The sequence below is a fragment of the Vibrio hepatarius genome (assembly GCF_043642085.1).
Lineage (GTDB): Bacteria > Pseudomonadota > Gammaproteobacteria > Enterobacterales > Vibrionaceae > Vibrio > Vibrio hepatarius_C.
The window spans coordinates 1-26820 of record NZ_JBHZSA010000015.1 but is presented as its reverse complement, the minus strand read 5'-3'; the positions used below and the strand labels follow the sequence as shown (position 1 = coordinate 26820).

26 protein-coding genes are annotated in these 26820 nt (G+C 46.3%); 10 read left to right on the top strand and 16 right to left on the bottom strand.

Features of this window, described 5'->3' with window-relative positions; genetic code table 11:
- Window positions 1–114 precede the first annotated feature (114 nt).
- Entirely contained in the window at window positions 115–444 is a 330-nt protein-coding gene (locus ACHUFZ_RS19150) for a DUF2500 domain-containing protein (RefSeq protein WP_134837020.1), read from the top strand.
- Here ACHUFZ_RS19150 and ACHUFZ_RS19145 read toward each other — a convergent pair.
- The 7 genes from ACHUFZ_RS19145 to rhtB all read right to left on the bottom strand — a co-directional run bounded on the left by ACHUFZ_RS19145 (window position 441) and on the right by rhtB (window position 6759).
- The gene (locus ACHUFZ_RS19145; protein ID WP_394128391.1) at window positions 441–1454 is read right to left on the bottom strand and encodes an acyltransferase; all 1014 of its coding nucleotides are present in this window, start codon (window positions 1452–1454) and stop codon (window positions 441–443) included. The two genes, ACHUFZ_RS19150 and ACHUFZ_RS19145, sit on opposite strands and share 4 nt — an antisense overlap.
- 98 nt (window positions 1455–1552) lie before the next feature.
- Window positions 1553–2773, bottom strand: coding sequence for an organoarsenical effux MFS transporter ArsJ (arsJ, locus tag ACHUFZ_RS19140; protein ID WP_394128390.1), 1221 nt, complete (start codon window positions 2771–2773; stop codon window positions 1553–1555).
- A gap of 97 nt (window positions 2774–2870) precedes the next feature.
- On the bottom strand, window positions 2871–3362 hold the full coding sequence (locus ACHUFZ_RS19135) for a cyclin-dependent kinase inhibitor 3 family protein (RefSeq protein WP_394128389.1): 492 nt from the start codon (window positions 3360–3362) through the stop codon (window positions 2871–2873).
- A 12-nt stretch (window positions 3363–3374) separates the two neighbouring features.
- A complete protein-coding gene (locus tag ACHUFZ_RS19130; RefSeq protein ID WP_394128388.1) occupies window positions 3375–4376 on the bottom strand; it encodes an ArsJ-associated glyceraldehyde-3-phosphate dehydrogenase in 1002 nt (333 codons plus the stop codon).
- Window positions 4377–4435: 59 nt separating this feature from the next.
- Complete coding sequence (locus ACHUFZ_RS19125; protein ID WP_394128430.1) at window positions 4436–4777, bottom strand: metalloregulator ArsR/SmtB family transcription factor; 342 nt, start codon at window positions 4775–4777, stop codon at window positions 4436–4438.
- Between the two features lie 108 nt (window positions 4778–4885).
- The gene (locus ACHUFZ_RS19120; protein WP_394128429.1) at window positions 4886–6112 is read right to left on the bottom strand and encodes an EAL and HDOD domain-containing protein; all 1227 of its coding nucleotides are present in this window, start codon (window positions 6110–6112) and stop codon (window positions 4886–4888) included.
- Between the two features lie 29 nt (window positions 6113–6141).
- A complete protein-coding gene (gene rhtB, locus ACHUFZ_RS19115; protein WP_394128387.1) occupies window positions 6142–6759 on the bottom strand; it encodes a homoserine/homoserine lactone efflux protein in 618 nt (205 codons plus the stop codon).
- 85 nt (window positions 6760–6844) lie between these two features.
- Between rhtB and ACHUFZ_RS19110 the strand changes: the two genes are divergently transcribed.
- Both ACHUFZ_RS19110 and ACHUFZ_RS19105 read left to right on the top strand, forming a co-directional pair.
- Complete coding sequence (locus tag ACHUFZ_RS19110; RefSeq protein WP_394128386.1) at window positions 6845–7831, top strand: alpha/beta fold hydrolase; 987 nt, start codon at window positions 6845–6847, stop codon at window positions 7829–7831.
- A gap of 109 nt (window positions 7832–7940) precedes the next feature.
- On the top strand, window positions 7941–8768 hold the full coding sequence (locus tag ACHUFZ_RS19105; RefSeq protein WP_394128385.1) for a Cof-type HAD-IIB family hydrolase: 828 nt from the start codon (window positions 7941–7943) through the stop codon (window positions 8766–8768).
- Between the two features lie 58 nt (window positions 8769–8826).
- Here ACHUFZ_RS19105 and ACHUFZ_RS19100 read toward each other — a convergent pair whose 3' ends face one another.
- A complete protein-coding gene (locus tag ACHUFZ_RS19100; protein WP_394128384.1) occupies window positions 8827–9297 on the bottom strand; it encodes an EVE domain-containing protein in 471 nt (156 codons plus the stop codon).
- Window positions 9298–9335: 38 nt separating this feature from the next.
- On the opposite strand from ACHUFZ_RS19100, the gene ACHUFZ_RS19095 reads away from it, so the two are divergent.
- Together ACHUFZ_RS19095 and ACHUFZ_RS19090 are read left to right on the top strand one after the other, a co-directional pair.
- Entirely contained in the window at window positions 9336–10862 is a 1527-nt protein-coding gene (locus ACHUFZ_RS19095; protein ID WP_394128383.1) for a COG3650 family protein, read from the top strand.
- Window positions 10859–11497, top strand: a complete 639-nt coding sequence (locus ACHUFZ_RS19090; RefSeq protein ID WP_394128382.1) for a tRNA-uridine aminocarboxypropyltransferase — start codon at window positions 10859–10861, stop codon at window positions 11495–11497. The genes ACHUFZ_RS19095 and ACHUFZ_RS19090 overlap by 4 nt, the downstream gene beginning before the upstream one ends.
- Here the strand turns inward: ACHUFZ_RS19090 and ACHUFZ_RS19085 are convergent.
- The 7 genes from ACHUFZ_RS19085 to lptM form a co-directional block, all read right to left on the bottom strand.
- The gene (locus tag ACHUFZ_RS19085) at window positions 11481–13943 is read right to left on the bottom strand and encodes a bifunctional diguanylate cyclase/phosphodiesterase (RefSeq protein ID WP_394128381.1); all 2463 of its coding nucleotides are present in this window, start codon (window positions 13941–13943) and stop codon (window positions 11481–11483) included. The two genes, ACHUFZ_RS19090 and ACHUFZ_RS19085, sit on opposite strands and share 17 nt — an antisense overlap.
- A 96-nt stretch (window positions 13944–14039) precedes the next feature.
- Window positions 14040–14762 (bottom strand): 5-amino-6-(5-phospho-D-ribitylamino)uracil phosphatase YigB, encoded by a 723-nt coding sequence (gene yigB / locus ACHUFZ_RS19080; RefSeq protein ID WP_394128380.1) that lies wholly within the window; start codon window positions 14760–14762, stop codon window positions 14040–14042.
- A complete protein-coding gene (gene xerC / locus ACHUFZ_RS19075) occupies window positions 14759–15691 on the bottom strand; it encodes a tyrosine recombinase XerC (protein WP_394128379.1) in 933 nt (310 codons plus the stop codon). The genes yigB and xerC overlap by 4 nt, the downstream gene beginning before the upstream one ends.
- Window positions 15663–16367: a DUF484 family protein gene (locus ACHUFZ_RS19070; RefSeq protein WP_394128378.1), complete on the bottom strand. Its 705-nt coding sequence runs from the start codon at window positions 16365–16367 to the stop codon at window positions 15663–15665. Before ACHUFZ_RS19070 ends, xerC begins: the two co-directional genes overlap by 29 nt.
- A 163-nt stretch (window positions 16368–16530) precedes the next feature.
- Entirely contained in the window at window positions 16531–17361 is an 831-nt protein-coding gene (gene dapF, locus ACHUFZ_RS19065) for a diaminopimelate epimerase (RefSeq protein ID WP_394128377.1), read from the bottom strand.
- Window positions 17362–17371: 10 nt separating this feature from the next.
- Window positions 17372–18625 carry a diaminopimelate decarboxylase gene (lysA, locus tag ACHUFZ_RS19060; protein WP_394128376.1) on the bottom strand — a complete coding sequence of 418 codons (1254 nt, stop codon included), beginning with the start codon at window positions 18623–18625 and terminating at the stop codon, window positions 17372–17374.
- Between the two features lie 29 nt (window positions 18626–18654).
- Window positions 18655–18774 carry an LPS translocon maturation chaperone LptM gene (gene lptM / locus ACHUFZ_RS21250; RefSeq protein WP_004409613.1) on the bottom strand — a complete coding sequence of 40 codons (120 nt, stop codon included), beginning with the start codon at window positions 18772–18774 and terminating at the stop codon, window positions 18655–18657.
- Window positions 18775–18849: 75 nt separating this feature from the next.
- On the opposite strand from lptM, the gene cyaY reads away from it, so the two are divergent.
- Window positions 18850–19164 carry an iron donor protein CyaY gene (cyaY, locus tag ACHUFZ_RS19050; RefSeq protein ID WP_394128375.1) on the top strand — a complete coding sequence of 105 codons (315 nt, stop codon included), beginning with the start codon at window positions 18850–18852 and terminating at the stop codon, window positions 19162–19164.
- Window positions 19165–19221: 57 nt separating this feature from the next.
- On the opposite strand, the gene ACHUFZ_RS19045 is transcribed toward cyaY, so the two are convergent.
- Window positions 19222–21750 carry a class I adenylate cyclase gene (locus tag ACHUFZ_RS19045; RefSeq protein WP_394128374.1) on the bottom strand — a complete coding sequence of 843 codons (2529 nt, stop codon included), beginning with the start codon at window positions 21748–21750 and terminating at the stop codon, window positions 19222–19224.
- A 335-nt stretch (window positions 21751–22085) separates the two neighbouring features.
- Here ACHUFZ_RS19045 and hemC point away from each other — a divergent pair, with 335 nt between their 5' ends.
- Genes hemC through ACHUFZ_RS19025 form a run of 4 tightly spaced genes read left to right on the top strand, consistent with a single transcriptional unit; the run spans window position 22086 to window position 26191 of the window.
- Window positions 22086–23024, top strand: a complete 939-nt coding sequence (hemC, locus tag ACHUFZ_RS19040) for a hydroxymethylbilane synthase (protein ID WP_394128373.1) — start codon at window positions 22086–22088, stop codon at window positions 23022–23024.
- A 6-nt stretch (window positions 23025–23030) separates the two neighbouring features.
- Window positions 23031–23774, top strand: coding sequence for a uroporphyrinogen-III synthase (locus ACHUFZ_RS19035; RefSeq protein ID WP_394128372.1), 744 nt, complete (start codon window positions 23031–23033; stop codon window positions 23772–23774).
- Between the two features lie 3 nt (window positions 23775–23777).
- The gene (locus tag ACHUFZ_RS19030) at window positions 23778–25001 is read left to right on the top strand and encodes a uroporphyrinogen-III C-methyltransferase (protein ID WP_394128371.1); all 1224 of its coding nucleotides are present in this window, start codon (window positions 23778–23780) and stop codon (window positions 24999–25001) included.
- The gene (locus ACHUFZ_RS19025) at window positions 25001–26191 is read left to right on the top strand and encodes a heme biosynthesis protein HemY (protein ID WP_394128370.1); all 1191 of its coding nucleotides are present in this window, start codon (window positions 25001–25003) and stop codon (window positions 26189–26191) included. The genes ACHUFZ_RS19030 and ACHUFZ_RS19025 overlap by 1 nt, the downstream gene beginning before the upstream one ends.
- Window positions 26192–26820 lie beyond the last annotated feature (629 nt).

Here is a 26820-nt window from a genome sequence, read left to right as displayed (position 1 = left end):
TGGCTCGAATAGTTTTTGGCACTTGAGTATTTTATCTTTATAGCAAGACTCATACCCAGAATAGAGTCTAAAATCTCGCTATCATTAAGCTAAACCCATTAGAGGCCGTGAAACATGCCTGTAACGCTATTCATTACCGTTGTTATTTTTGCCCTTGCTAGCGGCTGGGCGTTTGTCCACTTCTATCGCAAGCACATTCAAGGTGAAGACGCGCCCGAACAAACCGCTGATGTCACCGTGTTGGACAAGCAATCTATCGATATAGAGAACACTCAACCCGGACAAGATGACCAAGAATACTGGATCTACGTGCAAAAAGGTCGCTTAGGCCCTAAACGTGAATTCCAAGTTGGTGTGCACTATTTCCACGCCCTAAATCCTGGCGATCAGGGCACGCTCACCTATCAGGGAGACAAGTTTCTCCACTTTGCTCTCAAACGTTAAGGCAGTAGCCAACGGGTTTTATCAGATTTAGACAACCACCAGCTCATCATTAACGCACCGCTGCCACTTAACACAATCCATAGCGGGATAACCCAAGCTGGGTGTCCCTGATACCAGCCAAACTCCTTCATCGGCCATAAGAAAATAGGGTGAAGGATATAAATCCCCAGACTGTGCTGGCTGATAACACCAATCACCTTATTGGCTTGCGCCGACAAACCTTCACCAAAGTAGCGGCATAGCATAAAGATCATGCTCGCCGCTAGAATCACATTGAGTGTTTTGTAGGATAACCAACGTCCGACCGTGTACTCGCCAACCAGTTGGCTGTTATGAATCACCATATAAGCCGTCGTCGCTAATGCCGCTGCCCCAAATAGGGTAAACAGCGCAACATAGCCTTTCGACAAAGGTACTCGTTGATAAAGCAGGTAACCGAGTGGTAAATAGCCACTGTAAAGCCACAGTTGGTTGCTCCATGGCCCATCGATTTTAAACAAGTACATCAGAGAAGTTACGAGCCATACTGCGACAAAGCCATATAAGGCGCTCGCACCATAGCGCTTAACCACCAGCTGAAAAAACGGGATAACGAAATAGAGCGGGATAAAGTAGTAGAAGAACCCAAGATGGTAGTAAGTCGCGTGCGAAGGGCTATCAGCCAATACTTGCTGCGTGACTGAAGCGTCGTAACCACTGCTTGTTAAGCCAGAAAGAACAGCATAAAACAGCGACCAAATGAGAAATGGCACTAATACTTTGCCCAAACGCCGTTTGACATAATACTTGGCATCAAAGGGGCGCTTGTCACTCAACATCAAGGCACCAGTAATCAGAATGAACACCGGAACGGCCCAGCGAGTAACGCTATTTACCCCTACCGCGGTCGCCCACTCACCGAAAGAGATCACGCCAAACTCGTGTCGATACGGCGCAAGCACATGAATCGCAATCACTGCCACCGCAGCCACGCAGCGGAGCAAATCAAAAAACAGAACCCTTTCTCTCATACTTCCACCTTAGAAAAATAACCTCTTGAATATAGCAATAAAAAAACTGACCGCATTAGAAACTTGGTCAGCTTTTAGTCAATAAATACTCCGCTTAGTTAGGCGATTGCGGCCTGTTTCACTTTCGGTAGCTTGAGGGAAATCAGCGTGGTTAAGACGAGGAAGACAAAGGATACCCACAAACATGCCGATAAACCTGCCATTTGGAATACTAAGCCAGATAGAATCGTGCCAATCAGACGACCCATTGCATTCGCCATGTAATAGAAGCCGACATCTAAAGAGACCCCATCGCCTTTGGCATAGCTAACGATAAGATACGAATGGAGCGATGAATTGACCGCAAAAATAGCGCCAAACACCATCAGACCACCGATGATCACTAACTCAGGCTGCCAACCAATTTGTACTGCATACGCAATGGTAGCGGTCACTACCGCGAGTAATCCTGCCCACACCAGCGCTGCATGACCATCTGGCACTTTGCCTTGTGCTTTACCGGTAATTTTAGGCGCAACGCCCTGCACTACACCGTAAGCAATCGTCCACGCGGCGAGGAAACCGCCAACCCAAGCATGATCCCAACCAAATACACTACCTAAATAGATAGGTAGAGCAATGACAAACCAAACATCACGTGCGCCAAATAAGAACATGCGCGCCGCAGAAAGGATGTTGATCGGCTGAGACTTTGAAAACAGCTGGCTAAACTTAGGCTTAGTTTTCGCTTTGCCCATATCCGCCTCAAGGCTGATAACGCTACCAATAAACACCAGTGTTAACACCGCTGCCATGGCCAATACCGCGTATTTGAAGCCGATTAGTGACAGCAGTAAACCGCCAACAAAGAAACCTGCCCCTTTAAGCGCATTCTTCGAACCGGTTAAGATAGCGATCCACTTATACAGAGCACCTTGCTGATCATCAGGTACCAAGGTTTTAATCGCACTCTTAGCACTCATCTTATTCAGGTCTTTAGCAATACCCGACAAAGCTTGCGCAGCCATCACCCAAGGAATGGTCAACATCGCACTTGGTACGGCAAGCATACTTAGCGCAACGATCTGCATCCCCAAGCCCAAGTTCATGGTTTTATTAAGACCTAATCGAGCTCCTAGCCAGCCACCAATAAGGTTTGTCACGACACCAAAGAATTCGTAAAAAAGGAACAGTGAAGCGATCTCGAGTGAACTGTAGCCTAAGTCATAAAAGTACAGCACCACCAGCATTCGAAGGGCGCCGTCAGTCACAGTGAAGTTCCAGTAATTGAAAGTCACCAGCATGTATTGGCGAACGCTTTTGCTTAGGTTTGACAACATAACATCCTACCGATTGAGTGGAAGAATTCAGTTTGAGGGGAGATAGTAGAGCTTTTGGAACATGATGATCCAAAAGCTCTTATCGCTGAACAAGGGATTACTTCTGCGCAACCGCGTTGATGTAATCGACTTGAATTGGTTTGGTAAAAGCACCAGGGCGCAGTGCCTGAACTTCTTGAACAATCTTGTCCAAATCCCAACCTTTTTCGAGCAGTAGGTGAGCTGCGAATAGCCCTGTGCGACCAGAACCACCCATGCAGTGCATCGCAACCTTGCCACCGTTGTTCACAATCTTGTGTAACTCAGGACTCGCAGCTTGCCACTTGGCAGCAAACTCCGCACCCGGCGCGCAATCATCTTCGATTTCGATTTGGAACCACTGCATACCGAGGACACGGGTTTTCTCGCCCAGTGCTGCTACGTCTTTGCTCGCTAGCTCTGCATCATCTAACGCAGTGACAATCGCTTCAACGCCTTGCTCTTTTAGCTGAACCAATGAAGCGTCAAGGTCTGTATCTTTTGTTCCAGGGCACGGAGTCAGGACCAACGCACCAGCGTCTAAATCAAGTTGCCATGTAGGATGTGACATATTCATTCCTCCTTATGCCAAACCAACATTACGCACTAACTCAGCAGTACGTGTCGCGTAGCCCATTTCGTTATCGTACCAAGCGTAGATCTTAACCATGCGCTTACCCACCAGCATGGTTGAAAGCGCATCAACAATCGTTGAACGTTGGTCACCTTTGTAATCAATCGAAACTAATGGACGCTCTTCAAAACCTAGAATGCCTTTAAGTTCATTCTCAGACGCTTGTTTGAGAAGCGCGTTAACCTCTTCCGCGGTGGTGTCTTGCTTCACTTCGAAGATAATGTCAGTCAGAGAAGCGTTCGCTAGTGGAACACGTACTGCGTGGCCATTAATGCGGTTTTCTAGCTCAGGGAAGATCTCAACAATCGCCTTAGCACTGCCTGTGGTGGTTGGGATTAAACTCATCCCACAAGCACGAGCACGACGTAGGTCTTTGTGCGGCGCGTCTAAGATAGTTTGGGTATTGGTTAGATCGTGAATCGTCGTGAATGACGCGTTCTCGATGCCAAGCTTCTCGTTGATCACTTTAACCACAGGTGCGATACAGTTCGTGGTACAAGACGCTGCCGTTACGATTTTGTGTCCTGCTGGGTCGAAGATATGGTCATTGACACCGACAACGATATTCGCCACACCTTCCTCTTTAACGGGGGCCGATACTACAACGCGCTTCACGCCTTGCTCTAAGTATTTGTTTAGGAATGAAGTCTTGCGGTGAACACCCGTCGCTTCAATCACCACATCGCAGCCAGACCAATCAATCGCATCAATATCGCGCTCTTGAGTGGTTTTGATGCGCTGACCGTTGATGACCATCTCGTCACCTTCTGATGTCACTTCATGGTGCCAGCGCCCTTGCACTGAATCGAATTCAAGCAGATGTGCCAAAGTCGCCGTATCACCTGCAACATCGTTAATTTGTACAAACTCCAGCTCTTGCCAATCGAAAGCGGCGCGAAGTGCCAAGCGGCCGATACGGCCAAAACCATTAATACCTACTTTAACTGCCATGTCTTTTATCTCTCAGTTAGTATCCCCAGTCTATTTGGGAATAAAGTTTTAGTGATTCTTTAAACGCAACATTGAGGGCGAGAAGTCATGGCTTCTAGGCGTTCAATGTCATTTTTATATTCATTTTTCAAACAGTTAGATGCGATTAAGTCATCAATCAGCTTTAACATCCAACCAGGTAAATCTTTTGATAAGCGGTAAAACACCCATTGTCCCTGCCTAACGTCAGTCAAAATGCCGCTCGAACGTAATTGAGCAAGATGACGAGATATTTTCGGCTGACTCTCTTGCAGCGCTTGGGTGAGCTCACCGACCGATAAGCACTCTTGGCGCACAATCAGCATTAAGCAGCGCACTCGTGTCTCATCAGATAACAGTTTAAAAAATTGGTGAGGAAGCATAGTCATATACTCATATCTGGATATGCGCATATATTAGACAACAAAACATATACGTCAATCCATATATATAGATTGTCATAAAAGTTTCATTTAGGGGGGTAACAGAGATTAGATGATGGTATTGAGCTCTTGGCTCCAGCGCTGAGCCTGAGATATACGCGGCATGACATCATTTACTGACACATTAAGCTGCTGACATACCGCCTCCACGCCGAGCCAATCAGCTCTTTCATAGCTCTCTTCAAGCTGAAGCAGCAAGCCATACGGACCTTCACGATTCAGCAGAGCCTGCTTAATCCCCGGACTGAGCGGTAACTGCTCAACCAACTCTTGGAGTGACACATCGAGCAAAGCATCCAGTAGAGAAAACAAGCCGATCAAGAAAGCCTGCTCTCGATACTGGCTGAAAGGATGATCGTGCGCCATCAGCATAAAGAACTGCGCACGTTGAAGTGACAAGGTATAGAGCTCTTTGGGTTTATTCACTGAGACAAACGACGCGACCGCCAGTGAGACAAACATCTTCAGTTTATCTTGGCCTAAGTAGACCAAAGCTTGCCTAAAAGAGGAAATCGGTACTTCGATGCGATCCGACATGGTATTGACAAAGCGCAGCAACTTATAGGACAGCGCAACATCTTTAGCAACAATCGCCTCCACCTTAAGGAAGTCGGCCTCTGGCTGGCACACTTCGCGAAATAGCTCCATTGCAATCAACTGCTCAGGACTTAAATAGCGCTGACGGACGATCTCTGGCTTACTGAAAAAGTAACCTTGGAAAAAACTGAATCCCGCTGACCTTGTTGCTAGGTACTCTGCTTCAGATTCGACCCGCTCCGCTAAAAACTTTCGCTTCGAGCTTTTGACTTGCAGTTCTTTGACCATGATGCAGGCTTGCTCTAAGCCCATCGCCATAATGTCAATTTTCACAATGTGAACGAAAGGCAAAAAGCGCTCCCATTCAGGCGAATAGACAAAGTCATCCAGCGCAATCAGGTATCCATGAGCATACAATTGCTTGATCGCCTCAAGCAGCTCGTCGTTAGGTGTGCAGGTCTCTAACACCTCAACCACAATGCGCTCTTTGGGTAAAGAGAGCGGCAACAGGCGAACTAAGCTCTCATGCGGAAAGTTAATAAAGCAGCGAGATGCTGATAACGTAGGATTACTCCCAATGGAGAGGAAGTTTTCAACAATCAGTCGATAGGTCGCCCGATTGGGATCAATATGTGCTGGGTAAGAATTCTTTTCACCGTCACGAAACAACAACTCATAGCCGAGAGTTTGTCGCTTAGCATTAAGGATCGGCTGACGTGCGACGTAAGTTTCTTTAATTCGCTGCGGCATCGTGACAGTATGTTCGGTTACGCTTTGGCCGCGGCAAGCAATGCACCACAGCCCATAAACATTGAGCCGAATACCTTGTTGATTTTCGACATAATCTTATCTGAACGAATAAAGCGGCCCATTTGCGAAGCCAAACTGGTGTAGCCAAGCATAACCACCGCATCAATAACGACCGTTGTGACGCCTAATACCATTAGCTGAGTCAGCTGGTCTTTGGCAGGGTCAATAAACTGTGGAAACAGTGCAACTAGAAAGACAATCGATTTAGGGTTAGTCAGGTTGATCAGAATCGCCTTGCGCATCAGATTCATGCTCGATAGGTGCGCGCCAGCTTCAGCGGTCGCAATGCTTGAGTGATCACGCCACTTTTGAATACCCAACCAGATCAGATAAGCCGCGCCGACCCATTTAATCACACTAAACGCAAATGCAGACTGAGCAACAAGTGCGCCAATGCCGGCACCAACTAACATAATATGGATCGCGAGGCCGACTTGAAGCCCTGCAATCGCGGCAAGCGAACGCCTTGTGCCATAGCTCAAACCATTACTGATCGAGTTAACCGTACCCGACCCAGGAGCAAGACTGAACACAATTGCGGTTACCACATAAGCAAGCCAAACATGCATATCCATAGTATTTCCTCTCGACTAAACGCCCTTAGCCACACATAATCAGTTCTGTTGCAAAACTCAAACCACAATCAGGCTTTACTTCACCATGAATGATTCACGCTCCAACATTAGTCCTTCTTATACTCAAGAGTCCAATTTTGAGCAAGTGATCAATAGTAATATTGCCAACTTATGGCGCTCTCGTGAAGAAGGCTACCTTAAATCGTTTGATAAGAAAGCACTTTATTGGATCAAGCTGACTTCACCTCAACACGATAAAGCGATTGTCGTGGTTAATGGACGCATCGAATGTACCTCCAAGTACCAAGAGCTTTTCTACGATCTCTTCCAGCAAGGCTATGATATTTATTCGTTTGATCATCGCGGCCAAGGCTTGTCTGATCGCCTAATTGAAGATAAACAAATGGGCTTTGTCGGCGAGTTTGAAGATTACGTTAAAGACTTAGATAGCATGATCGAACATTTCGATTTGTCCGCTTATAACAAGCGCTATCTACTTGGCCACTCAATGGGCGGTAATATCGCCACCCGCTACTTACAGACTCGCGATGCCAAGTTTGATGCCGTTGCCCTCAGTGCGCCTATGTATGGGGTTAACCTACCTTGGCACCTCAAACCTATTGCTACCGTATTGGGGCAAGTACTCACTGCGGTTTACCCAAAACCAACCTTTGCTCCGGGGCAAGTCGCCTATTATCCAAAACCTTTTGCCGGCAACCTGCTCAGTCAGAGCGATGCTCGTTATCACTGGTTCCGCAATTGGTATGAACAGCACCCAGAGCTGAAAATTGGTGGCGCCAGTACCCAGTGGGTATGGCAAGGATTGATGGCGTGTAAGCAGTGCTATCTGATGACTCGCCATATCAAAACTCCGCTGTTGGTGATGCAGGCTGGAGATGATCAAATCGTCTCAAACCAAGCTCAAACCCAGTTTATGAAGAAACTCGCTAAAACTCATAGCCAATGCGAGTTCAAAATTATTCATGACGCCAAGCATGAGTTGTTGTTTGAAAAAGACCAATATCGCAACCAAGCACTCGATGCGACGTTGCAGTTCTTTGGCCAATACTAAAATAGGAAATAGCACAGGGTGATCTTTACCCTCTTTTTCCCCTTTATGTTCAAGTAAAATACCCACTCTACCCAAATGGGAAACTAATCGCTGTACATACGAGGGTGATATGACCGAAGCACGCAAAGATACTCCTTTTCACATTGTAGCCTCAGATCTCGATGGCACTCTTCTCGCACCAAACCACCAGCTTAGTGCCTACTCCAAAGAGACATTAAAATCACTACATGAGAAAGGCTTCACCTTTATCTTTGCTACCGGCCGTCACCATGTTGATGTGGCTGGAATTCGTGAGATTGCAGGTATTCCGGCTTATATGATCACCTCTAACGGTGCGCGCGTTCATGACCAGAACGATCAACTGATGTACAGCAAGAATATCCCAGAAGAATTGGTTCAGCCTGTGATCGATGTGATCCGCCAAGATCCCAACATTTTTATCCACATGTACCAAAATGAAGATTGGTTACTCGACCGTGACGATGAAATGCTGGCGAAATTCCACAGCGAATCAGGCTTTGCTTATAAGCGCTTTGCAGCAGATTCAGCGCCTACTGACGGCATTGCTAAAGTGTTCTTTACTCACCCTGAGCAAGACCATGACCACCTAGTGACTTTCGAACAAAAACTGCGTGACGCATTTGGTGACAAGTTGAATATCGCTTTCTCTACCCCTTGGTGTCTAGAAGTAATGGCAGCTGAAGTCTCTAAGGGCCACGCTCTAGAAGCTGTTGCTAAGTCACTCGATCTAACCTTAGACAACTGTATTGCGTTTGGTGATGGTATGAACGATGCAGAAATGCTAGCAATGGCAGGCAAAGGATTGGTGATGGGCACTTCACACCATAAAGTGAAAGAAGCGCTGCCAAACAATGAAGTGATCGGCAGTAACGCAGACGATGCAGTGGCGCACTATCTGCAAGATAACCTGCTATAACTGCACGCTTTTATCTTAATCAGGCAGCACTATCGCTGCCTGATTGTGTTTTATGGCTCTAACGCTGGCTCGGCAGCTTTTCTTTATCCAAAATTGCCAACCACTCTTGCTCACTGACAGGCATTATCGAAAGGCGGTTACCACGCTTAACTAATGGCATGTTTTCTAACTCTGGCATCGCTTTCATCACCGTCAGCGGGATCAGACGCTCCGTTTTACGCACAAATTCAATATCGACCATTACCCACCTTGGGTTGTCTGAGCTCGATTTCGGATCGTAATAATCACTTTCTGGATCAAAAGCAAAATGGTCGGGGTAAGCCTCTTTGGTCACCTTGGCGATACCCGCAACGCCCACTTTCTTACACGATGAATGGTAAATCAGCACTAAATCGCCCTCTTTTACCTCATCTCGCATCATATTTCGCGCTTGATAATTGCGTACACCTTCCCAGCAAGAGCTATTTTGTGTTCTGAGAGTGTCAATAGAGAAGGTGTCCGGTTCAGTTTTGAATAACCAATATGCCATAATAGAATCCGCCAGTTTCTGAATAGGGAAGATATAGCATGAAGGCGCTTCGAAACCCAGTCGCTATCGTGACATTACTTGCATTACAAGCTTGTTCGATTTCAACACAGCCAAGTTCTGAGTCGACATCGACCGCTCCTGCTGCCAGCTTAGATAAACCTGCCACTATCAAACCGCAGACGTTCATTATGCGTGGCGAGGTCGTTCTCGGTCATGAAGTACGAACCATTACCCCTTGTGGTAGCCAGCAACAATATTGGCTTGAACTGCCAAACGATCGCTTTCAACAAGCCATGTCTTTAGTTCGTCGTCCTTATGAGCCCCTATATGGTGAAGTGATTGGCCACTTAGAAACAGGACTGACCGATGGCTTTGTTGCCGATTACGCTGCGCGCTTTGTGGTGGATTCGATCAATATTCTTACAGCAGAAAACCCAAAACGATGCCAACAACCAACTAACCCAACGCGCGCTTTTGGCACCGAACCTTTCTGGTCGATGAGCTTTGAAGGCAACCAGCTGGCTTTCCAGAAAATGGGCGAAGAGAAACAACTGTTAGAGCTTAGTTCAAGCCGTATTGAAAGCGACCAACGTCGATACCAGTTTGAAGGCGGTTCGTTGGAGCTCAACCAGCGCAGCTGTGTCGATAATATGAGTGATTCCCTTTATGGCTGGAGTTCGGAACTGGAACTTAACGGCGTCAAATATCAAGGTTGCGCGACCTTATCCAACCGAGATGGTACACAAGGTTGGACAGGTTATTACCAAGCAAACTCGACCAAAAGCAGTGATTTTTCAATCTCACTACAGCTCAAGCACGATCACACAGCCAAAACCTCATACAGCTACAACAATGGCGAGTCTGACTCGGTGGAAACAGGTTACTGGCAACAACTTAACCCAGAGCAAGTTCAAGTAGTGATGACCCATCATCAGCAGCAGCCATTACTATCAGAACGTCTTTTCTCGCGTAAAGGTGAGCAGTTAACGGCGACCAAAGAGAAAGTTGGCAATGTGATTTATCCGATTGCCGATGGTGGCGTGACGTTATTTAAAAACTCTGCAGAGCAAACACTAAGCTCACAGCAAGAATCGCCGAATCAAATCCCATCTTCAGTGGAGTTTAATCCTAAGGTGGATAAAGCGCTGCGCAACTATTTTGCCAGCACGGAAACCGACCCGACAGGTACACGCTACCGCTGGCTGAGTTACGATTTAAATGGTGATGGCAATAAAGAGCTTATCACTCAACTTGATTGGTGCGGTTCGGGCGGTTGTACACTGCTGATCTTTGAAAACCATCAAAATAGTTGGCGTTTTAACAGCCGAATTACCTTAGTCAGCACACCGATTAACCTTGGTGTAAGCACAAATGAGGGTTGGCAGGATATGGTGTTTTTCGTCAGTGGCGGCGGCGCAGTGCCTAACCAACATATTCTCAAGTTCGATGGTCAACAATATCCGCTCAATCCAAGTACGGCCCCTGTTGCGAACTACGACGAGATCAGTCCAATCCAACTCTTCTCTGATGGTTTAACGCCCCATCAAGAGGGTATTACTCTGTGACGCTATCGACTAACCACGAGGGTATGCTAACACCCTGCCCTCAGTGCCAGCTACGTCACCAATGTGTCTGCAAGCAGTTACCGACTCTCACATCGGCCTGTCATCTCGCGCTGTTAATGCATGAGAATGAGCAGCAACGTGACACCAATACGGGCCAGTGGTTAGTTAAGAGCTTACCCACATCGACCAGTGTGCATATTTGGCAACGTAAAACCCCGCCCCCTGTACTGCTCGAACTGTTGAACAATGACCAGTTTCAGCCCTACTTGTTATTTCCACATGATGAGAGCGTACCGGTAAGCCAAGCATCACAGCAGGCAGACAAGGCCGAAAAAGTACCACTGTTTATTATTCTTGATGGCACCTGGCAAGAAGCGAAGAAGATGCTGCGCAAAAGTGCGTGGCTCGAAAGCTTGCCCCTTGCGCACATCACTCCAAGCCAAGCCTCCAACTATCAATTACGTCGCAATCAAGAAGATGGGCACTTATGTACCTTAGAAGTGGGCTGTGAAGTATTAAAGGCGCTCGGAGAAGAGCGCCAGTCAGAGCAGTTGTTGAGTTTCTTTGGCCACTATATGCAAGCGTTTAAAGCCGACAAAAGTGGTCATGCTTTAGAAACTAAAACAAGCGGCTAGGCTCAGCAAGATAGAAGCCTTGCAGATAATCGACACCAAGATCTTCGGCAATTTCACACACCTCTCGGTTGTGGACAAACTCAGCCACGGTCTTCGCATTTAGCACTTGGCAGAGCTGAACCAACTGACCGGTAATCTGACGCTGTTTCGCATCACGATCTATGGTCTTAATCAAGCTACCGTCAAGCTTGATGATGTCCGGCTCTAGACGAATAATCTCATCAATGTTCGAGTAGCCTGAGCCAAAGTCATCAACCATTAAGCGCACACCCATGTTTTTGAAGTGGCGACAGATTTCAGACATTCGGCCAAAGTCTTTAATTTGCTCCGACTCCAATACCTCTATCCCTAAACGATACGGATCATTGAGCTTAGCAATCGACTCTTCCAACAAATACAGAGTTTTATCACTGAGCATGTCTTGTGGCGACAAATTAATAGAGAAAGAATCTTGTTTGTCCGCCATGTAACTCAAGGTCGAAGACAACATAAAGCGGCTTAAGCGGGTATAAAGGTGCGTGCCCTCAATGATAGGTAAAAAGCGCCCAGGCGAGATGATATTGCCATCATCTTCGATTCTCACTAAACACTCTTGAGATATCTGCTCGCGAGTGTGTGCGGCAAAAATCGGTTGGCTGTAGGTGATAATGTTCTTTTTAAGAATCGCCCGACTGACGACGCCCATAAGCTCAATTTTGTCGTGCTGCTGCTCTGGGGTGATCGCACAATCTTTAGCATTAAAGAAGTGGGTATTACGCTCTTTGCCAGTTCGTCTTGCATCGATAGATTTAAGCAGTAACTCATCCCCGGCGATATCAGGAAAATCACTGGCACTGGCGATACCTCCGGTAATCGAAACCGAAAGAAAGTCGACATCTGGTAACCCATAGGGCTCAAAATTAAGGCGCTCTATTTGGTCGGCAAAGGCTGAAAAGTCTTGTTGAATCTGTTCACTTGGAACCAGTGCGGTGAAGACGACCGCCCACTCCGCCGTACCGATGTAATACAGGTTCTTAACGAACTCGTGGCCACGCAGACGAGCGAGGCGTTCAATAAAATGATCACTCAAGTCACGGATCAGCTCATCCGCGACTTGATAGCCATACTTTTCATTAACCTGATGAAAGTTAGACAGCTTAATGGTGATCACATGCTCATGATTTTTAAATACTTTAAGCCGCTCTTGCAGCGCAACACGATTTTTTAGCCCGGTATGTTTATCAAGACGATAACTTTCTATCAGCTTTTCTGTCTGCTTAGCTAATTTGTCCTGCATCCCTTTCTGAGCTTGGTTGAGCTCATCAATAGAGTGGCGAATCAAATGAAATAACGGCGATACTGGGAATTCATCTTGCTCCCCAATCACAATCGCCGGACGCTGAGTATCTTCACTGAGCGCAAGATAGGTCATGCTGTGATGAAGCGTTTCCTGACTATCGCCGCGGTAGAACTCGCCCATGCAGTAAGAGCCATTGCTACATTCAAGTTGCTCAAACGGCTTGGTCTCACTGACCCCCTCAAGAAACTCCAATCGAGATTCACAGTTATAGATAAATACCGATTCTGGATTACTCCGCGCCAACTGCACCACGTCATAACGAACTTGTTCCAGAGTCAATGAAGGGTGGTTGTAACAGATTCGTACTTCATCACCGATATTAACCGGATTATCTAACCGCATACTGCCATCGGAATAAATCTCGCGCATGCTACTGATTTGGCCGCTACTCGCTTGAAGAGGGAAACTATACAGTTGCTCTAACGTGATCGGACGGTCTTCCGCCAGTCGCTGCTGATAAACGGTATATATCGATTGATAGTCTAGGGTTTTGAGTACATACCCTTGGCTATCCGTCACCCTCAATGTCCCACCAATCGGCGTCCATTCAGAAAACGCATTGCGATGTACTGTCAACTGTTCACTATGTAGCGCAACAAATACCGAAGCGTTTCGATAGGTTTGATTTCCAAATAGGATCCACTCGTGGCCTCCATCAACACTGGTAGCAAGCCCGCCACTAATTGGGGTTTCTACCGCTTGACCTAGTGCTTGATAAAGCCCACTGGCATGAGCAGAAAAGCTGATCATCACTTTAGATGTCATACCCAGTTCAAGCTCTTCGCATAATGCTTCGACTTGAGATTCTAAGTTGCTATCGATCTGCACTCGTGCCGAGGTCAGTGAAGTGTGTTCGAAACAAGAAACGACAATGAGAGTGCCATCATGATGGAGAACTCCATCACACATAGTATGGCGAGTGCTGTGGCCAATGATATGGCAATTAGGGAGGTGTAATTTAAGCCGGTTTGCATAGTCACAAACAACTTGTTCAGTATCGGTCGATAATACTTGGACCAAATACGAAGCCGAATCTCTCACAGGGATACCCTGGAGAAATAACTGAAGTTGCTGACCATTTGCAACTAGTGCGGAATAGGTGCGCATTCTTATAAGCCTGAGACGTGATTATTTATATAGTATTTTTCTATACCGTAATCCATGTGCCCCGATATGAAAAGCGTTGTTTTTATACGCTACTATTTACATCTCACTCAATAGTAACAACTGATGCAAACGGTTTACTTCTACATCTGGTAAGATGCGGCTTTTACTGCATGTGTAGATATCTTGACCTTGGTCGTTGAACCAACAAGCTTGGAAGCCGCTGCGTTTAGCCCCTGCTACATCGGAAATTAAATGATCTCCTACATGAAGGATATTTCCAGCCGGTAGTGATAGAAATGACTGAGCTTTGTCAAATAGCTCGCGATGAGGTTTGGCATAACCATCAGGTCCTGCTTTTAGCACCAATGAAAAGTAACGCGCTAGACCAATTTTCTCCACATCCACATTACCATTAGTAATTGCCACTAGCGGTAACCGACTCGCAAGCAGCTCTAACACCTGATGCGCTTCCAATGGCACGGCAAAATCACTACGTAGCTGATGGACTTGCTCTATCGCTTCATTGGCTGCTTGAGTCGCCTGAACCTGTGAATAACCCAATTCCATCAGCCCAGATTCAATCTGCTTAAAGCGCCATAAGGTGACATCATTGAGTAACCAGCTATCTTGCTGTGCCAAACGCATTTTAAGCTCATGCCACCAGCCAAGCGGCTTAGTCGCTGAAACTGGGTGATAGTGATGCATCCATTGCGCCATTTGCGCCTCAACCTGACGAATGATTGGGCGATTATCGTAAAGGGTGTCGTCCAGATCGAACGTCATCGCTTTAATCGGATTCAAATGGCGGTAGAATTTCATTGGTCACTGCCCTTCTTTTTCGCTCTTGGGTGAGCTTGGTCGTAGACCTCAGCAAGGTGCTGGAAATCTAAGTGAGTATAGATTTGGGTAGTAGAGATATTCTCGTGGCCCAATAGCTCTTGAACGGCACGTAAATTATTACTCGATTCAAGCATATGGGTAGCAAAAGAGTGACGCAGTTTATGCGGGCTGATATGACTGGCAACCGCCTGCTTTTGTCCCCACTCCGCCATACGCTTTTGCACGTTGCGATGAGAGATACGCACACCAAGCTTGGAGACAAACAACCCAAGTTCATCGCTATTGGCTAGACTTGGACGAACTCTTAGCCATTTACTCACCCACTCTGCAGCCATACCAGTAAAGGGCACTTTACGTTCTTTATCCCCTTTACCCACCACTCGTATCTCTCCAGACGAAAGGCCGACATCTTTAACATTAATGCTAACCAGTTCAGCCAAACGCAATCCAGCCCCATACATCAGCTCCATCATGGCGCGATCGCGTATCGCCAATGGATCATCTTCATTGACTTCAAGCAGTTGACCCACTTCATCAACATCAAGGTTTTTAGGTAGTGGGCGTTTTTTACGTGGCGCAGAGACCCCTTTAGCAGGATTAGCACTCATCTCGCCACGTAGCATCATAAAATCAAAAAAGCTGCGCAGTGATGAGAGGCGAGTCGCTAAACTGCTCGGTTTCATTCCTTCACGCATGCCTTTACTGGCTAATTGACGTACCCAGCCCGCATCCACTTGTTGCCACTCTTTTAGACCAAGCTGAGCTAAATGACCCGCCATGGTTTCAAGTTGCTGTTTGTAATTACGCTGGGTGTGTAGACTCAGCCCCTTTTCACTTCTCAAGTATTCATAGAAGCGTTCAAGAGGCTGTTGTAGACCATTAGGCAGAGGTACTGCTGATTCGCTCATTTGACTCACATTGCCAAGGAAGTGTTTCGATAAGGTGAGAAAGTACAAGGGCTAAGTGACGTAAGAATAAGGTATCCATATGCGGCTGGAAATGACCGCCGTCACTGCTCGAAAATGCCAAAATACCTTGCAGGCCTTTATTGTGTAGCGGTAATACCACGTAAGAGCCCATTTCTGGAGCTCGGGAGTTCTCTCCCAGCAGTAATTCGCGGTCAACTTTGCGCATTCGACCGAGATAAGAATCTTTGCCATTAAGGTGATTGGTTGCGAAGCGTTGATAGTTGGTTTTATCCAGCGAGTAATAGCTCGACTCACTATCCACTAAGCGTACGTAAGCGACTAAGCCGAGAGCCTTAGCTTTCTCTTCAATCGCTTTAATCACCGACAGCAATGCATCTCCTCTTAAGATTTGCTCTTGCAAATCCATAAATTCATGGAAGGTTTGATCATTGCTTTTTGCCAGTGACATCAAGGCCGTGATCTCTTCTTCAAGCTCTTCGATACGTTGACGTTGACGGTTCATCTGAACATGAACAAGAGAAACTGCACCTTGCTCTTGCACAGGCAGAGCTAAACGATCCACCAGCTCACGGCGATGGCTAAAAAAATCAGGGTTGTCACGCAGGTATTCCGCTACGACTTCAGCCGTCAGCGCATCTGCTTCGATATGCGACACGATTGTTCCTTTTATTATTATCTACCCAAAATAGTTGGGGGTTCAGCTAGGCGACAAGTCAATTCAACCCTATGAGCATAGGTGCTCTATGTGATTAGGGCGGCCGGCGTTCCGGGGAATTGATGCAGTCAACGACGCTGAAGCTTCAAATATGCAGGGTATATTAGCAGCTTAGTTGCCCATCAAAGACATGCGTAGCCGGGCCTGTCATATAAAGTGGTTTGCCTACTCCTTGCCACTGAATATTCAGCGAACCACCAGGTAAGTTTACTTGCACATTCTCATCAAGTAAGCCTTGCACTATGCCAACCGCAACGGCACCACATGCACCGCTACCGCAGGCTTGGGTTTCACCCGCGCCACGTTCATAAACACGTAGATTCACTTCATTGCGATTAACTACCTGCATAAAGCCTGCATTGACTCGTTCAGGGAAACGCTCGTGAGATTCTAGTAGTGGACCTAGCGTATCCACATCTGCCGTCGCTACGTCATCGACCACGGTGACAACATGAGGGTTACCCATACTTACCGCACCACAGAACAAGGTCTTATCTTCAGTACGTAAAATATAGGTCTTCTCTGTTTGCTTGGCTTTGAAAGGAATTTTGCTCGGTTCAAACTCAGGCACGCCCATGTTGACCGTCACTTGATCATCTTCTTCGATGCTCAAGACCATTTTGCCTTTCTTAGTGCTGACGCTGATGCTGTATTTATTGGTCAGCCCTTTCATGCGTACAAAACGCGCGAAACAGCGAGCACCATTACCACATTGTTCCACTTCACTGCCATCGGCATTAAAAATGCGGTAGTGGAAGTCCGTTTCTGGGTCATAAGGTGCCTCTACCACCAGCAGTTGGTCAAAACCAATACCAGTGTGACGATCCGCCAAGCGGCGGATCAGGTCAGGGGAAAAGAAAATATTTTGAGTAATGCAATCAACAACCATGAAGTCATTACCCAAACCGTGCATTTTAGAAAAATGGAAATGCATAAGACTTCAATTACTCCGGAAGTACGTTTTCAAGCGCCCATAGGCTAGAGAGTTCTTCACGCTGACGGACTAAATGGGCTTGCTTACCATCAACCATCACTTCCGCAGCACGAGAACGTGTATTGTAGTTCGATGACATCACAAAACCATAAGCGCCAGCAGAGCGAACCGCAAGAAGGTCATTTTCAGCTAGCACGAGCGCACGATCTTTACCTAGGAAATCACCCGTTTCACAGATTGGGCCAACTAGATCATAAGTCACCGCTTCGCTTTCACGAGGTACAACCGGCACTATATCTTGCCACGCTTGGTAAAGCGCAGGACGCATCAAGTCATTCATTGCCGCATCAATAATGGCAAAGTTTTTGTGTTCAGTGTGCTTTAAGAACTCAACCTTGGTCAGCAACACGCCCGCATTAGCAGCAATGGCACGACCTGGCTCAAATATTAGCTCTAAGTCTTGGTGTTTCTCAAGGCGACCAAGCAGCGCTTTGGCGTACTCAGATGGCTGAGGAGGTAACTCATCACGATAAACCACACCTAAACCACCACCAACATCTAGGTGTTCAATAGTAACGCCCTGAGTTTTAAGATCATCAATCAGTGCCAATAAGCGGTCAGTCGCATCAATGAAAGGTTCAATGTCTGTCAGCTGAGAACCGATGTGGCAATCAATGCCTTTAACATCTAAGTTTTCTAGGCTTTGAGCAAATTGGTACACGGCAGGCGCGCGGTCAAAAGCGATACCGAACTTGTTATCACGCAGGCCAGTAGAAATATAAGGGTGGGTATTGGCATCAACATCAGGGTTAATGCGCAGCGAAATTGGCGCTTTCACACCTAGCTCACCGGCTACTTTGTTCAAGCGCTCAAGTTCAGGCTCTGACTCAACGTTAAAACATTTGATACCTAGCTCAAGCGCGCGCTTCATTTCAGCTTCAGTCTTACCAACGCCAGAGAACACTACTTTCGCTGCGTCGCCACCAGCAGCAATCACTCGCTCTAGCTCACCGCCAGAAACGATATCAAAACCAGAACCTAGGCGGGCCAGTGCATTTAGCACACCAAGGTTTGAGTTTGCTTTCACTGCGTAACAAACTAAATGAGGGTGGTCACCTACCGATTTATCAAACGCGTTCCAATGGCGCTCTAAAGTCGCACGCGAATAAACGTAAAGTGGTGTACCAAACTGTTGTGCTAGTTCCGTTAGTGAGACATCTTCAGCCCAAAGCTGGCCATCATCCTGATAGTTGAAGTAATCCAAAATTCTTTCCCTTATATTCTGATTCTATTTTATTGTGAAGGCTGCTCGTTCTGCTGAGCATCTTCAGGCATGTAAAGAGGTCCAGTTTGACCACAGCCAGCTAAGCCAAGAAGCGAAAAGATAAATAGCGCTAAGAGTGATTTTTTCATCGGTTGTATCGTGATTATTCTGTCAATGCCCCCTATAATCGCACCACACTCAAGAAAAGCAATAGGATAGATTGGATGAACGAGACTGAATTTCATCAGTTAGTAGATGTTCAAATGCAAATCATCGAGGAAATGATTGATGATTCAGGCGCGGACATCGACTACGAGACCTCTGGTAACGTGATGACCCTAGAGTTTGAAGACCGTAGTCAAATCATTATTAACCGCCAAGAACCAATGAAAGAGATTTGGTTAGCGTCTAAGTCAGGTGGTTTCCATTTCTCGCTTATCGATAATCAATGGACCTGCTCTAAGACTCACCTAGAGCTGATTAGCATGGTTAAGCAAGAGTGTGAAAAACATTGCGATGAAGAGATTGAGTGGGTCTAACCCTTAATCGGACAGATACAAAAAAGAGCATCATTGATGCTCTTTTTTATCTATTCGTTAGGCGTTGACGATTTTACTCGGCCTAGAGTAGCTAGCGCCGTCATTACGATAAGGGACAATATAAGGTTCATCATCCTCAGGGCGCACAATTTGATAGTACTGCGGCAAGTTGAAGTTGATTAGCTTCGACGATAGCGGGTTCTCATCTTGCACCGAGGTGTAGAAACTGTTCACGCTGGCAATCATCTCATCTTTTTCACCTTTGAACTGGTGATAAACTTCAACGCGATTGGATTCATCGAGCACATAAATATTGAAACCTTGCTCGCCATCTTCAAAGAAGAACTGAACTAAGCCTTCACTGGCAAAGCCATCCACCACTTCCGGCAATTGGTAATCCTGCTCTTTATCGAGCATGAGCAGTGGTGAACCCTTGAGTTTATTGGTCGAAATACTGCGATAGAAATCCACCGAGTTTTCTAGCATCTGAACCGATACACCACGACGCTCAAAGAACAGACCATAGGTTTGCTGACCAATACGTAGCGCTTTAAAGCGGCGACGTTTTTCTTGCTCAACCGGCTTCAAACGCAGATCAATACACTCAGCCAGTAGCTGATAAACCATATTACGCATCACACCACGCAAGTTTTTGCTGTAGCAGAATACATCCACCGATTCTGGTGGGATCGCATCTTGGTGCATCTTACCCAGTACGGTTTTCAGTGCATCAAGCATCGCCGTCTCGCCTTTAAAGTGCAAGGTGCGCACTTCATGCCATGAGTTGCGATAAACCAGATCGACACTGCCGACTAAGCATTTTTGCTCGGGGCCAAAGCTGAAAATATCAGTGCTCTTTGGATCGAGCTTGAGTGATTTGCCACTCAGCTCTGAGGTTGGATCATTTTCAAAGTTGATGAACATCGCTAGCTGGCTAATCTCACAAGGACTTGCCAATGCTTGCATAGTAGGGCGACGTTTACGCAGTGAGAAGGTATTACGTAAGTCACTCACCATTTGGTAGAACTTATCGATATCTAAGTGCGCATCACGAATCACCGAATGCAGACGTGTCGATTCAGTAATCAAACCATTGAAGAATGACCAAGCCACCAACTTACTCAGGTATTCATTGTGCTCAAGCGGCGCTTGACCAAGAATACGATGCGGCGTCAGTGGTTGCTTGTAAAGATACCACCCCGATTTATTGGTGCGCCCAGGGCGAACCTCAATAAACGTCAGATCAGATTCATGTAAGTCAGGTGAAATCTGCGGGTTAAGCAGAGTAACTTTACCCGGTAGTACCTCAAACGCAGCATAAAGCTTACGAGCGAGAATACTGATATCTTGTGGGCTGATAGCCGACGTAATGTCATTACGGCGCGCAAACTGAATTAAGTTACGGTAGCTCTGCATTAACGCATCAAGCAAGGCATGGTGAACCACCTTAACCTGCTCTACCTTCCAGTTACGGCGATCATCAAGCTCAGCAATCACCGCTTCTGACCAATCCCATTTTTGCACCATGTCGGTCATGGCTTCACGGCGCCAAGCTACCGAGCCGTTACTTGGTTCACGAGAGAGCTTTTCATGGGTTTTGAGGTAGAAACAGCGACGAACTAAATCCAAACGCGTGGTATCACCAATACGTTCTAGATAACGCGTCACCTTCTCAAGCATTAGATAGTACGCATCCATGCCGTAGAGATCAGGCTCATGAGCGAAAAAGCGACGTTTGGTATCTAAGCTAAGAAGTTGAGTATTTGGGTACTCCCACGAATAGGCTTCCAGTAAGATAGCTTTAAGAACAGATTTATACGGCGAGTCGATACTCTTATACAGCTGCCATAAGTTCGAGCCAAAATACTCCTCTGCCGGAATACGATTGAGCTGACCGAAATCGATCCACTTAGAACAATCAATATATCCTTTGCTGCAAAGGTCATTCACATATTCGTCGTAGCACTCTTCCATCTCAGGCGGCACGATTTGCCACAATAGGCGCTGGCCCGCAAGGCGGACGGCACTGCGATAGAATTCATCAAGTAGTAGTAAGTGTTGAGATGAGCCACAGTTATCACCGGTCATCTCTTCAGAGTGGTTTGAGCGGAAACGCTGCTCATCCATTAAGAAGAAGTTAGCTTCAACCCCCTGAGTCTGTGCCCAGTCAGTGATCAGTAGACATTTATTGGTCAGGCTTTCACGCTCATCTGAGCTCATATTAGGAGAGACGCACACCCAAATATCTAAATCACTGGATGTACTTTGACCAATAGAAGACGTACTGCCCATCGTATACAAGCCGAGGATGGCTGGGTTATGCGATGTCGCGAGCTCTTGACCAATCGTTAACTGTGTATCTTCTACAAACTGCTGCTGAATTTCATTCAGTTCGAAGTCACACACACCAAACGGAACATGTGCGTCGAAATAGCCAGGCATAACTGGATGATTGAAGTGAAGCAGGGTTGGAATAAGATGGAATACACGCTGGCTTGATAAATCCATAAGCGCCAGCGCACGTTCAATACGTTGCTGGTTAAGGTTATCAAGTCTTTTAGTTAGCGTCTTGGTGTAAGCCTGCAAGAGAGCTTCCTTGGTTCATATCCTAGATAGTGCCTTGACTATTAATTGTTCTAAAGCACCAACAAAACGTGATCAATCTAACACTTTTCTTCGAGTTGGTAAAGAAATGTACGATCGATTCGACACAATTTTGCCCACCTGAAATTATCGCTCTTAGTGTGGTACGTAACTCCTATTAATAATAATAGCCTATTTTACAAACGAGACCTTAATCACACTCTTTTAATGATTTTATGCTAGCGAACATCAAACTTGAATTCGATTTGATAAGCAATAATGCTTTTTTAACCGACAGTGGTAGGATTAGCTCATTATTTTGTTTTCAGTAGAACGCTATGACTCAATCAACTCCTATTCGAATCGCAACACGTAAAAGCCCACTTGCTCTTTGGCAGGCACATTTTGTTAAAGACGCACTTAAAGCGGCTCATCCAGGTCTAGAAGTTGAGCTAGTCACAATGGTCACTAAAGGAGACATTATCCTTGATACCCCATTAGCAAAAGTTGGTGGTAAAGGTCTATTCGTTAAAGAGCTAGAAGTTGCGATGCTTGAAGGTCGAGCTGACTTAGCGGTTCATTCAATGAAAGACGTACCGGTAGACTTCCCTGAAGGGCTAGGGCTAGTGACGATTTGTGAACGTGAAGACCCACGTGATGCATTTGTTTCGAATACCTACAACAACATTGATGAGCTTCCGCAAGGGGCGGTAGTCGGTACTTGTAGCCTACGCCGTCAATGCCAACTCAAAGAGTACCGCCCAGATCTTGTGATTAAAGAGCTACGCGGTAATGTCGGCACACGTTTAGGTAAGCTTGATGATGGCCAGTACGATGCCATCATCCTTGCTGCTGCGGGTCTAAAGCGTTTGGAACTTAAAGAGCGTATTAAGAGCTTTATTGAACCAGAACAATCGTTGCCAGCGGTTGGTCAAGGCGCGGTAGGTATTGAGTGTCGCTTAGATGATGAGCGTCTAATTAAACTACTAGAACCACTAAACCACAAAGAAACCGCCGATCGCGTTCTATGTGAACGTGCAATGAACCTTACTCTAGAAGGTGGCTGTCAGGTACCAATCGGTAGCTACTCATTAATTGATGGTGACAACATTTGGTTACGCGCGCTAGTTGGCGAGCCTGACGGTTCTAAGATCATCCGTGGAGAGATCCGTGGCTCACGTGCTGATGCAGAGACACTAGGTGTAGAGCTAGCAAATCAGCTGCTTGATGACGGCGCAAAAGAAATTTTGACCAAGCTATACGCAGAGCACGAGTAATCATGTATGGCAGTACTGGTCACTAGGCCGGGAAAGCAAGGCCTTTCACTATGCCAACAATTATCAGAGGTGGGGATCGCTAGCCATCACCACCCTCTGATTGAAATCCAATCCGGCGAGCAACTATCCGGATTGGAAGATCATATCTCTTCCTTCGACATTATTATCGCGGTTAGCCAGTACGCTGTTAGCGAAACTAGCCAACATCTGACTCAAAAATGCAAAAGTTGGCCGACAAATCCCATCTATCTTGCCGTTGGTCAAAAAACTGCACACGTTTTAAGCAAAGCGACCACACAACAAGTACACTACCCCGATATCAGTGACAGTGAGCATTTATTAAAGCAGGAAACACTTCAGCATGTCGCCAATAAGAAAATCCTTATTTTGCGAGGAAATGGCGGTAGAGAACTGATCTTTGAGACTCTGGCCGAGCGCGGCGCTATTGTAGAGTATCGGGAAGTCTACAAACGAGAAAACCTAGCTTTCCGCTCAGATTTATTAGTGCCTCTCTGGCAAGATGAACAAATAACCCAATTAGTCATAACCAGTTCAGGTCAACTTGAGTATTTTATTTCTCAATTGAACAGCGCAGAACTGAACTGGTTGTTTGCGCTTCACCTTTATGTACCGAGTGAGCGTATTGCACAGAATGCACGTGAGGCTGGTTTTAAAGTTGTCACCAATACCTTAAGTGCCTCTAACCCAGTGTTGTTGGCTGCTCTCCAGCCAGATAGAACAGGACAATAAGTAATGACAAGCAAGAATAAAAACGAAAACATTGCCCCTGACCAAGACAAGCAATCGGCAGAGGATAACAACAAGGTTGAATCGACCACATCTGACGTTGAACAAAAGATGACAAGTGAAGCAAGCGTGGAAGAGACCACGACACAAACACCTGAAGCTAATCAAGCACAACCTTCTCAACCCGCATTCGAAGAAAAACAAGGCAAGCGAGGGGTTAAACTTGGCACTGTTGCTATTATCATCTCTATCCTTATTGGGGGCGGCTTAACGTTCCAAATGCAGCAAAAGAACGCCGAGTACCAAGCTCAAATCAATGCCCTGCAAACCCAGCTTAAGCAAACCCAAGATAACATCAAATCAGAGTTAGACTCGACGCAAAAGCGAGCTATTGAAAAAGCGACTGAAATTACCCATCGCGCTGAAACCGTTCTTGCCCAGCAACAGAAAAGTATTGTTAGCCTTCAGGTCGCAATGGCTGATGTGAAAGGCCGTCGTCCAAATGATTGGCTGCTAGCAGAAGCAGATTACCTAGTAAAACTTGCTGGACGTAAGCTATTCCTTGAGCATGACGCCGTAAGTGCGACCAAGTTAATGGAGTCCGCCGATCAGCGAATTGCTGCGTTGAACGACCCAAGCTTAGTCCCACTAAGAAAATCGATGGCTAATGACATTACTAAGCTAAAAACCATCCCATTGATTGATAGAGAAGGGCTAGTTCTAAGAATCACGGCACTGCAGCAGCAAGTTGATAAGCTACCACTCGCCAATGCTCTGCTACCTGAAGCGCAGCAAGAAGAGAAACAGGTTGTTTCTCAAGATGTCTATGACTGGAAAGATAACCTCATGACGTCATTAAAAGACTTCTCTGAGAACTTTATTACCTTTAGAACTCGTGATGGTAACGTCATTCCATTGCTATCACCTCAACAGCATTTCTACTTAAAAGAGAACATTAAGGCCAAACTAGAAACAGCAATTAAAGCCGTCTATGTAGAGCAGCAAGAGATCTATTCGACAGCCTTAACAACTGCTGACAAGTGGTCTACAACTTTCTTTAACCAGGATTCAAACGAAGTCATCGAGTTCAATAAAGCACTAGAGCTATTAAGTAAGCAGACAGTACAAGTTGAATACCCAATTAAGCTAGAAACTCAACAAGAATTATCTGACGTCATTCGCGATCGTCTACGCCGTGAAGTGACTACCCTAGTAGCGGAGGATAAATAATGTTTCGACTGATTTTCCTTTTCGTCGTCCTAGGACTGGGATTATTTGCCGGCACGCAATTTTCAGGTCAGCAAGGTTATGTCCTGATCTCCGTCGCTAGCAAGACCATCGAAATGAGTGTTACAACACTAGTTATATTCATTATCGCTGCATTGGCTGGTCTGTTTGGCCTTGAGTACCTAGTCAAAAAAGCCTTTTATGCGAGTTCAGCAACTTGGAATTACTTCAGTGTGCGTAAGATGCGCCGTTCGCGCCGTTACACTAACGAAGGCATCATTAAGCTACTGGAAGGTGACTTCAAAGTTGCCGAGAAGAAAGTGACTCGCTGGGCAAATCACCACGATATGCCACTACTATGTTACTTAGTCGCCTCTGAAGCTGCTCAAGGCATGGGCAACACTGAGCAACGTGATCGCTACCTTGAACTAGCAGCAAAACAAGACAACTCGATACTTGCTGTGGAGCTTACGCGCGCAAAGCAATTGATTCGTGAGGCAGACTACAGCGCAGCGTTTGATACGCTATCTAGTCTCAAGTCTAGCTACCCAAATAATGCAGTTGTGCTTAACCTTCTTAAGCAGGTATACATTGAGTTGAAGCTATGGCAGCCACTACTCGACCTGCTGCCTAAGCTCATCAAGCACAAAATCGTACTTAAGGAGGATCAAGAGCCTTTAGTACAACGAGCTCAATGTGGATTACTGCATGAAGTAGCGGTACAAAAAGGCAGTGAAGGTCTAGTTGCTCACTGGAATTCGCTACCACGTAAAATAAAGGCTGACACCCATTTGATCGAGTGCTTCGCTAAGCAACTGATCTCGCGCCAAGCCGATAGTGATGCGTTCACGTTACTTAAAGAAACCCTGAAAAAGCATCCTAACTCGGACTTATACGCACTTCTTCCCAAGCTTAAACTAGCCGATAGCCACCCTGCGGTTACGTTTCTTGAAAGCGTACTACGTAAAGATGGTAACAATGCGGATGCTCATAGTGCACTTGCTCAGTTCTATCTGCGCAGCGAGAAATGGCCAGAGGCTCAAGCACACTTTGAGAAGGCGTTATCTGTACGCTCAAACGTTGCAGACTATGGTTATCTCTCTGACGCACTAGAGAAGCAAAACCTAACCAAAGCTGCTCATGAAGTATCGAAGAAGGCGTTAACTCTTATCAACGAGCCTGCAGCCTTATAGACAATCAAACAAATCAAATAGAGCCACTCTTAATAGAGTGGCTTTTTTGTACCTATAGAACAGCCGTTGAATATCTACGACGGACTAAGTAACTGGTTTAAGGTGAAATTAAGTTAATTGGTTATGACCGCATGGAAAAGGATGCTAACGGGAAAGCGTTAAAGATGAGACGTCCTTACCTATATCAAGAATGATATATGGACAGCTAGGAAGTACTGATACTAGTTGAAACCCTGTAGAGGCTCCCTACTCACCCCTTCGTCGTTCAATGGAATGGCAATGTGTCTGTCGAAGGTCGAGGGAAAGCAATCTCGTAGTCCCAAGAAGTGTTACCGAGGACTGAGACTATTCCTTATTCCTTATCCCTTAAACGCCAAAAGCCCGTTGCGTCAGCAACGGGCTTCTATACGACGAAAGCCTAGTCGTAAGACGAGACTTTCTAAATAAGTGGCGGGTCGGCCGGGCTTGCGCTCAAGCGGGACTCGTTGGTCGCAGACCAAATTAACCTTATAGATACGAAAAAGCCCTAGCATTTCTGCTAGGGCTTTGTCTGAATAAGTGGCGGAGCGGACGGGACTCGAACCCGCGACCCCCGGCGTGACAGGCCGGTATTCTAACCAACTGAACTA

What these genes read in the sequence shown, in the direction of transcription:
- ACHUFZ_RS19150 (WP_134837020.1), top strand. Translation starts at nt 115, where the DNA reads ATGCCTGTAACGCTATTCATTACCGTTGTTATTTTTGCCCTTGCTAGC.
- ACHUFZ_RS19145 (WP_394128391.1), bottom strand. Translation starts at nt 1,454, where the DNA reads ATGAGAGAAAGGGTTCTGTTTTTTGATTTGCTCCGCTGCGTGGCTGCG.
- arsJ (WP_394128390.1), bottom strand. Translation starts at nt 2,773, where the DNA reads ATGTTGTCAAACCTAAGCAAAAGCGTTCGCCAATACATGCTGGTGACT.
- ACHUFZ_RS19135 (WP_394128389.1), bottom strand. Translation starts at nt 3,362, where the DNA reads ATGTCACATCCTACATGGCAACTTGATTTAGACGCTGGTGCGTTGGTC.
- ACHUFZ_RS19130 (WP_394128388.1), bottom strand. Translation starts at nt 4,376, where the DNA reads ATGGCAGTTAAAGTAGGTATTAATGGTTTTGGCCGTATCGGCCGCTTG.
- ACHUFZ_RS19125 (WP_394128430.1), bottom strand. Translation starts at nt 4,777, where the DNA reads ATGCTTCCTCACCAATTTTTTAAACTGTTATCTGATGAGACACGAGTG.
- rhtB (WP_394128387.1), bottom strand. Translation starts at nt 6,759, where the DNA reads ATGGATATGCATGTTTGGCTTGCTTATGTGGTAACCGCAATTGTGTTC.
- ACHUFZ_RS19110 (WP_394128386.1), top strand. Translation starts at nt 6,845, where the DNA reads ATGAATGATTCACGCTCCAACATTAGTCCTTCTTATACTCAAGAGTCC.
- ACHUFZ_RS19105 (WP_394128385.1), top strand. Translation starts at nt 7,941, where the DNA reads ATGACCGAAGCACGCAAAGATACTCCTTTTCACATTGTAGCCTCAGAT.
- ACHUFZ_RS19100 (WP_394128384.1), bottom strand. Translation starts at nt 9,297, where the DNA reads ATGGCATATTGGTTATTCAAAACTGAACCGGACACCTTCTCTATTGAC.
- ACHUFZ_RS19095 (WP_394128383.1), top strand. Translation starts at nt 9,336, where the DNA reads ATGAAGGCGCTTCGAAACCCAGTCGCTATCGTGACATTACTTGCATTA.
- ACHUFZ_RS19085 (WP_394128381.1), bottom strand. Translation starts at nt 13,943, where the DNA reads ATGCGCACCTATTCCGCACTAGTTGCAAATGGTCAGCAACTTCAGTTA.
- yigB (WP_394128380.1), bottom strand. Translation starts at nt 14,762, where the DNA reads ATGAAATTCTACCGCCATTTGAATCCGATTAAAGCGATGACGTTCGAT.
- xerC (WP_394128379.1), bottom strand. Translation starts at nt 15,691, where the DNA reads ATGAGCGAATCAGCAGTACCTCTGCCTAATGGTCTACAACAGCCTCTT.
- dapF (WP_394128377.1), bottom strand. Translation starts at nt 17,361, where the DNA reads ATGCATTTCCATTTTTCTAAAATGCACGGTTTGGGTAATGACTTCATG.
- lptM (WP_004409613.1), bottom strand. Translation starts at nt 18,774, where the DNA reads ATGAAAAAATCACTCTTAGCGCTATTTATCTTTTCGCTTCTTGGCTTA.
- cyaY (WP_394128375.1), top strand. Translation starts at nt 18,850, where the DNA reads ATGAACGAGACTGAATTTCATCAGTTAGTAGATGTTCAAATGCAAATC.
- hemC (WP_394128373.1), top strand. Translation starts at nt 22,086, where the DNA reads ATGACTCAATCAACTCCTATTCGAATCGCAACACGTAAAAGCCCACTT.
- ACHUFZ_RS19035 (WP_394128372.1), top strand. Translation starts at nt 23,031, where the DNA reads ATGGCAGTACTGGTCACTAGGCCGGGAAAGCAAGGCCTTTCACTATGC.
- ACHUFZ_RS19030 (WP_394128371.1), top strand. Translation starts at nt 23,778, where the DNA reads ATGACAAGCAAGAATAAAAACGAAAACATTGCCCCTGACCAAGACAAG.
- ACHUFZ_RS19025 (WP_394128370.1), top strand. Translation starts at nt 25,001, where the DNA reads ATGTTTCGACTGATTTTCCTTTTCGTCGTCCTAGGACTGGGATTATTT.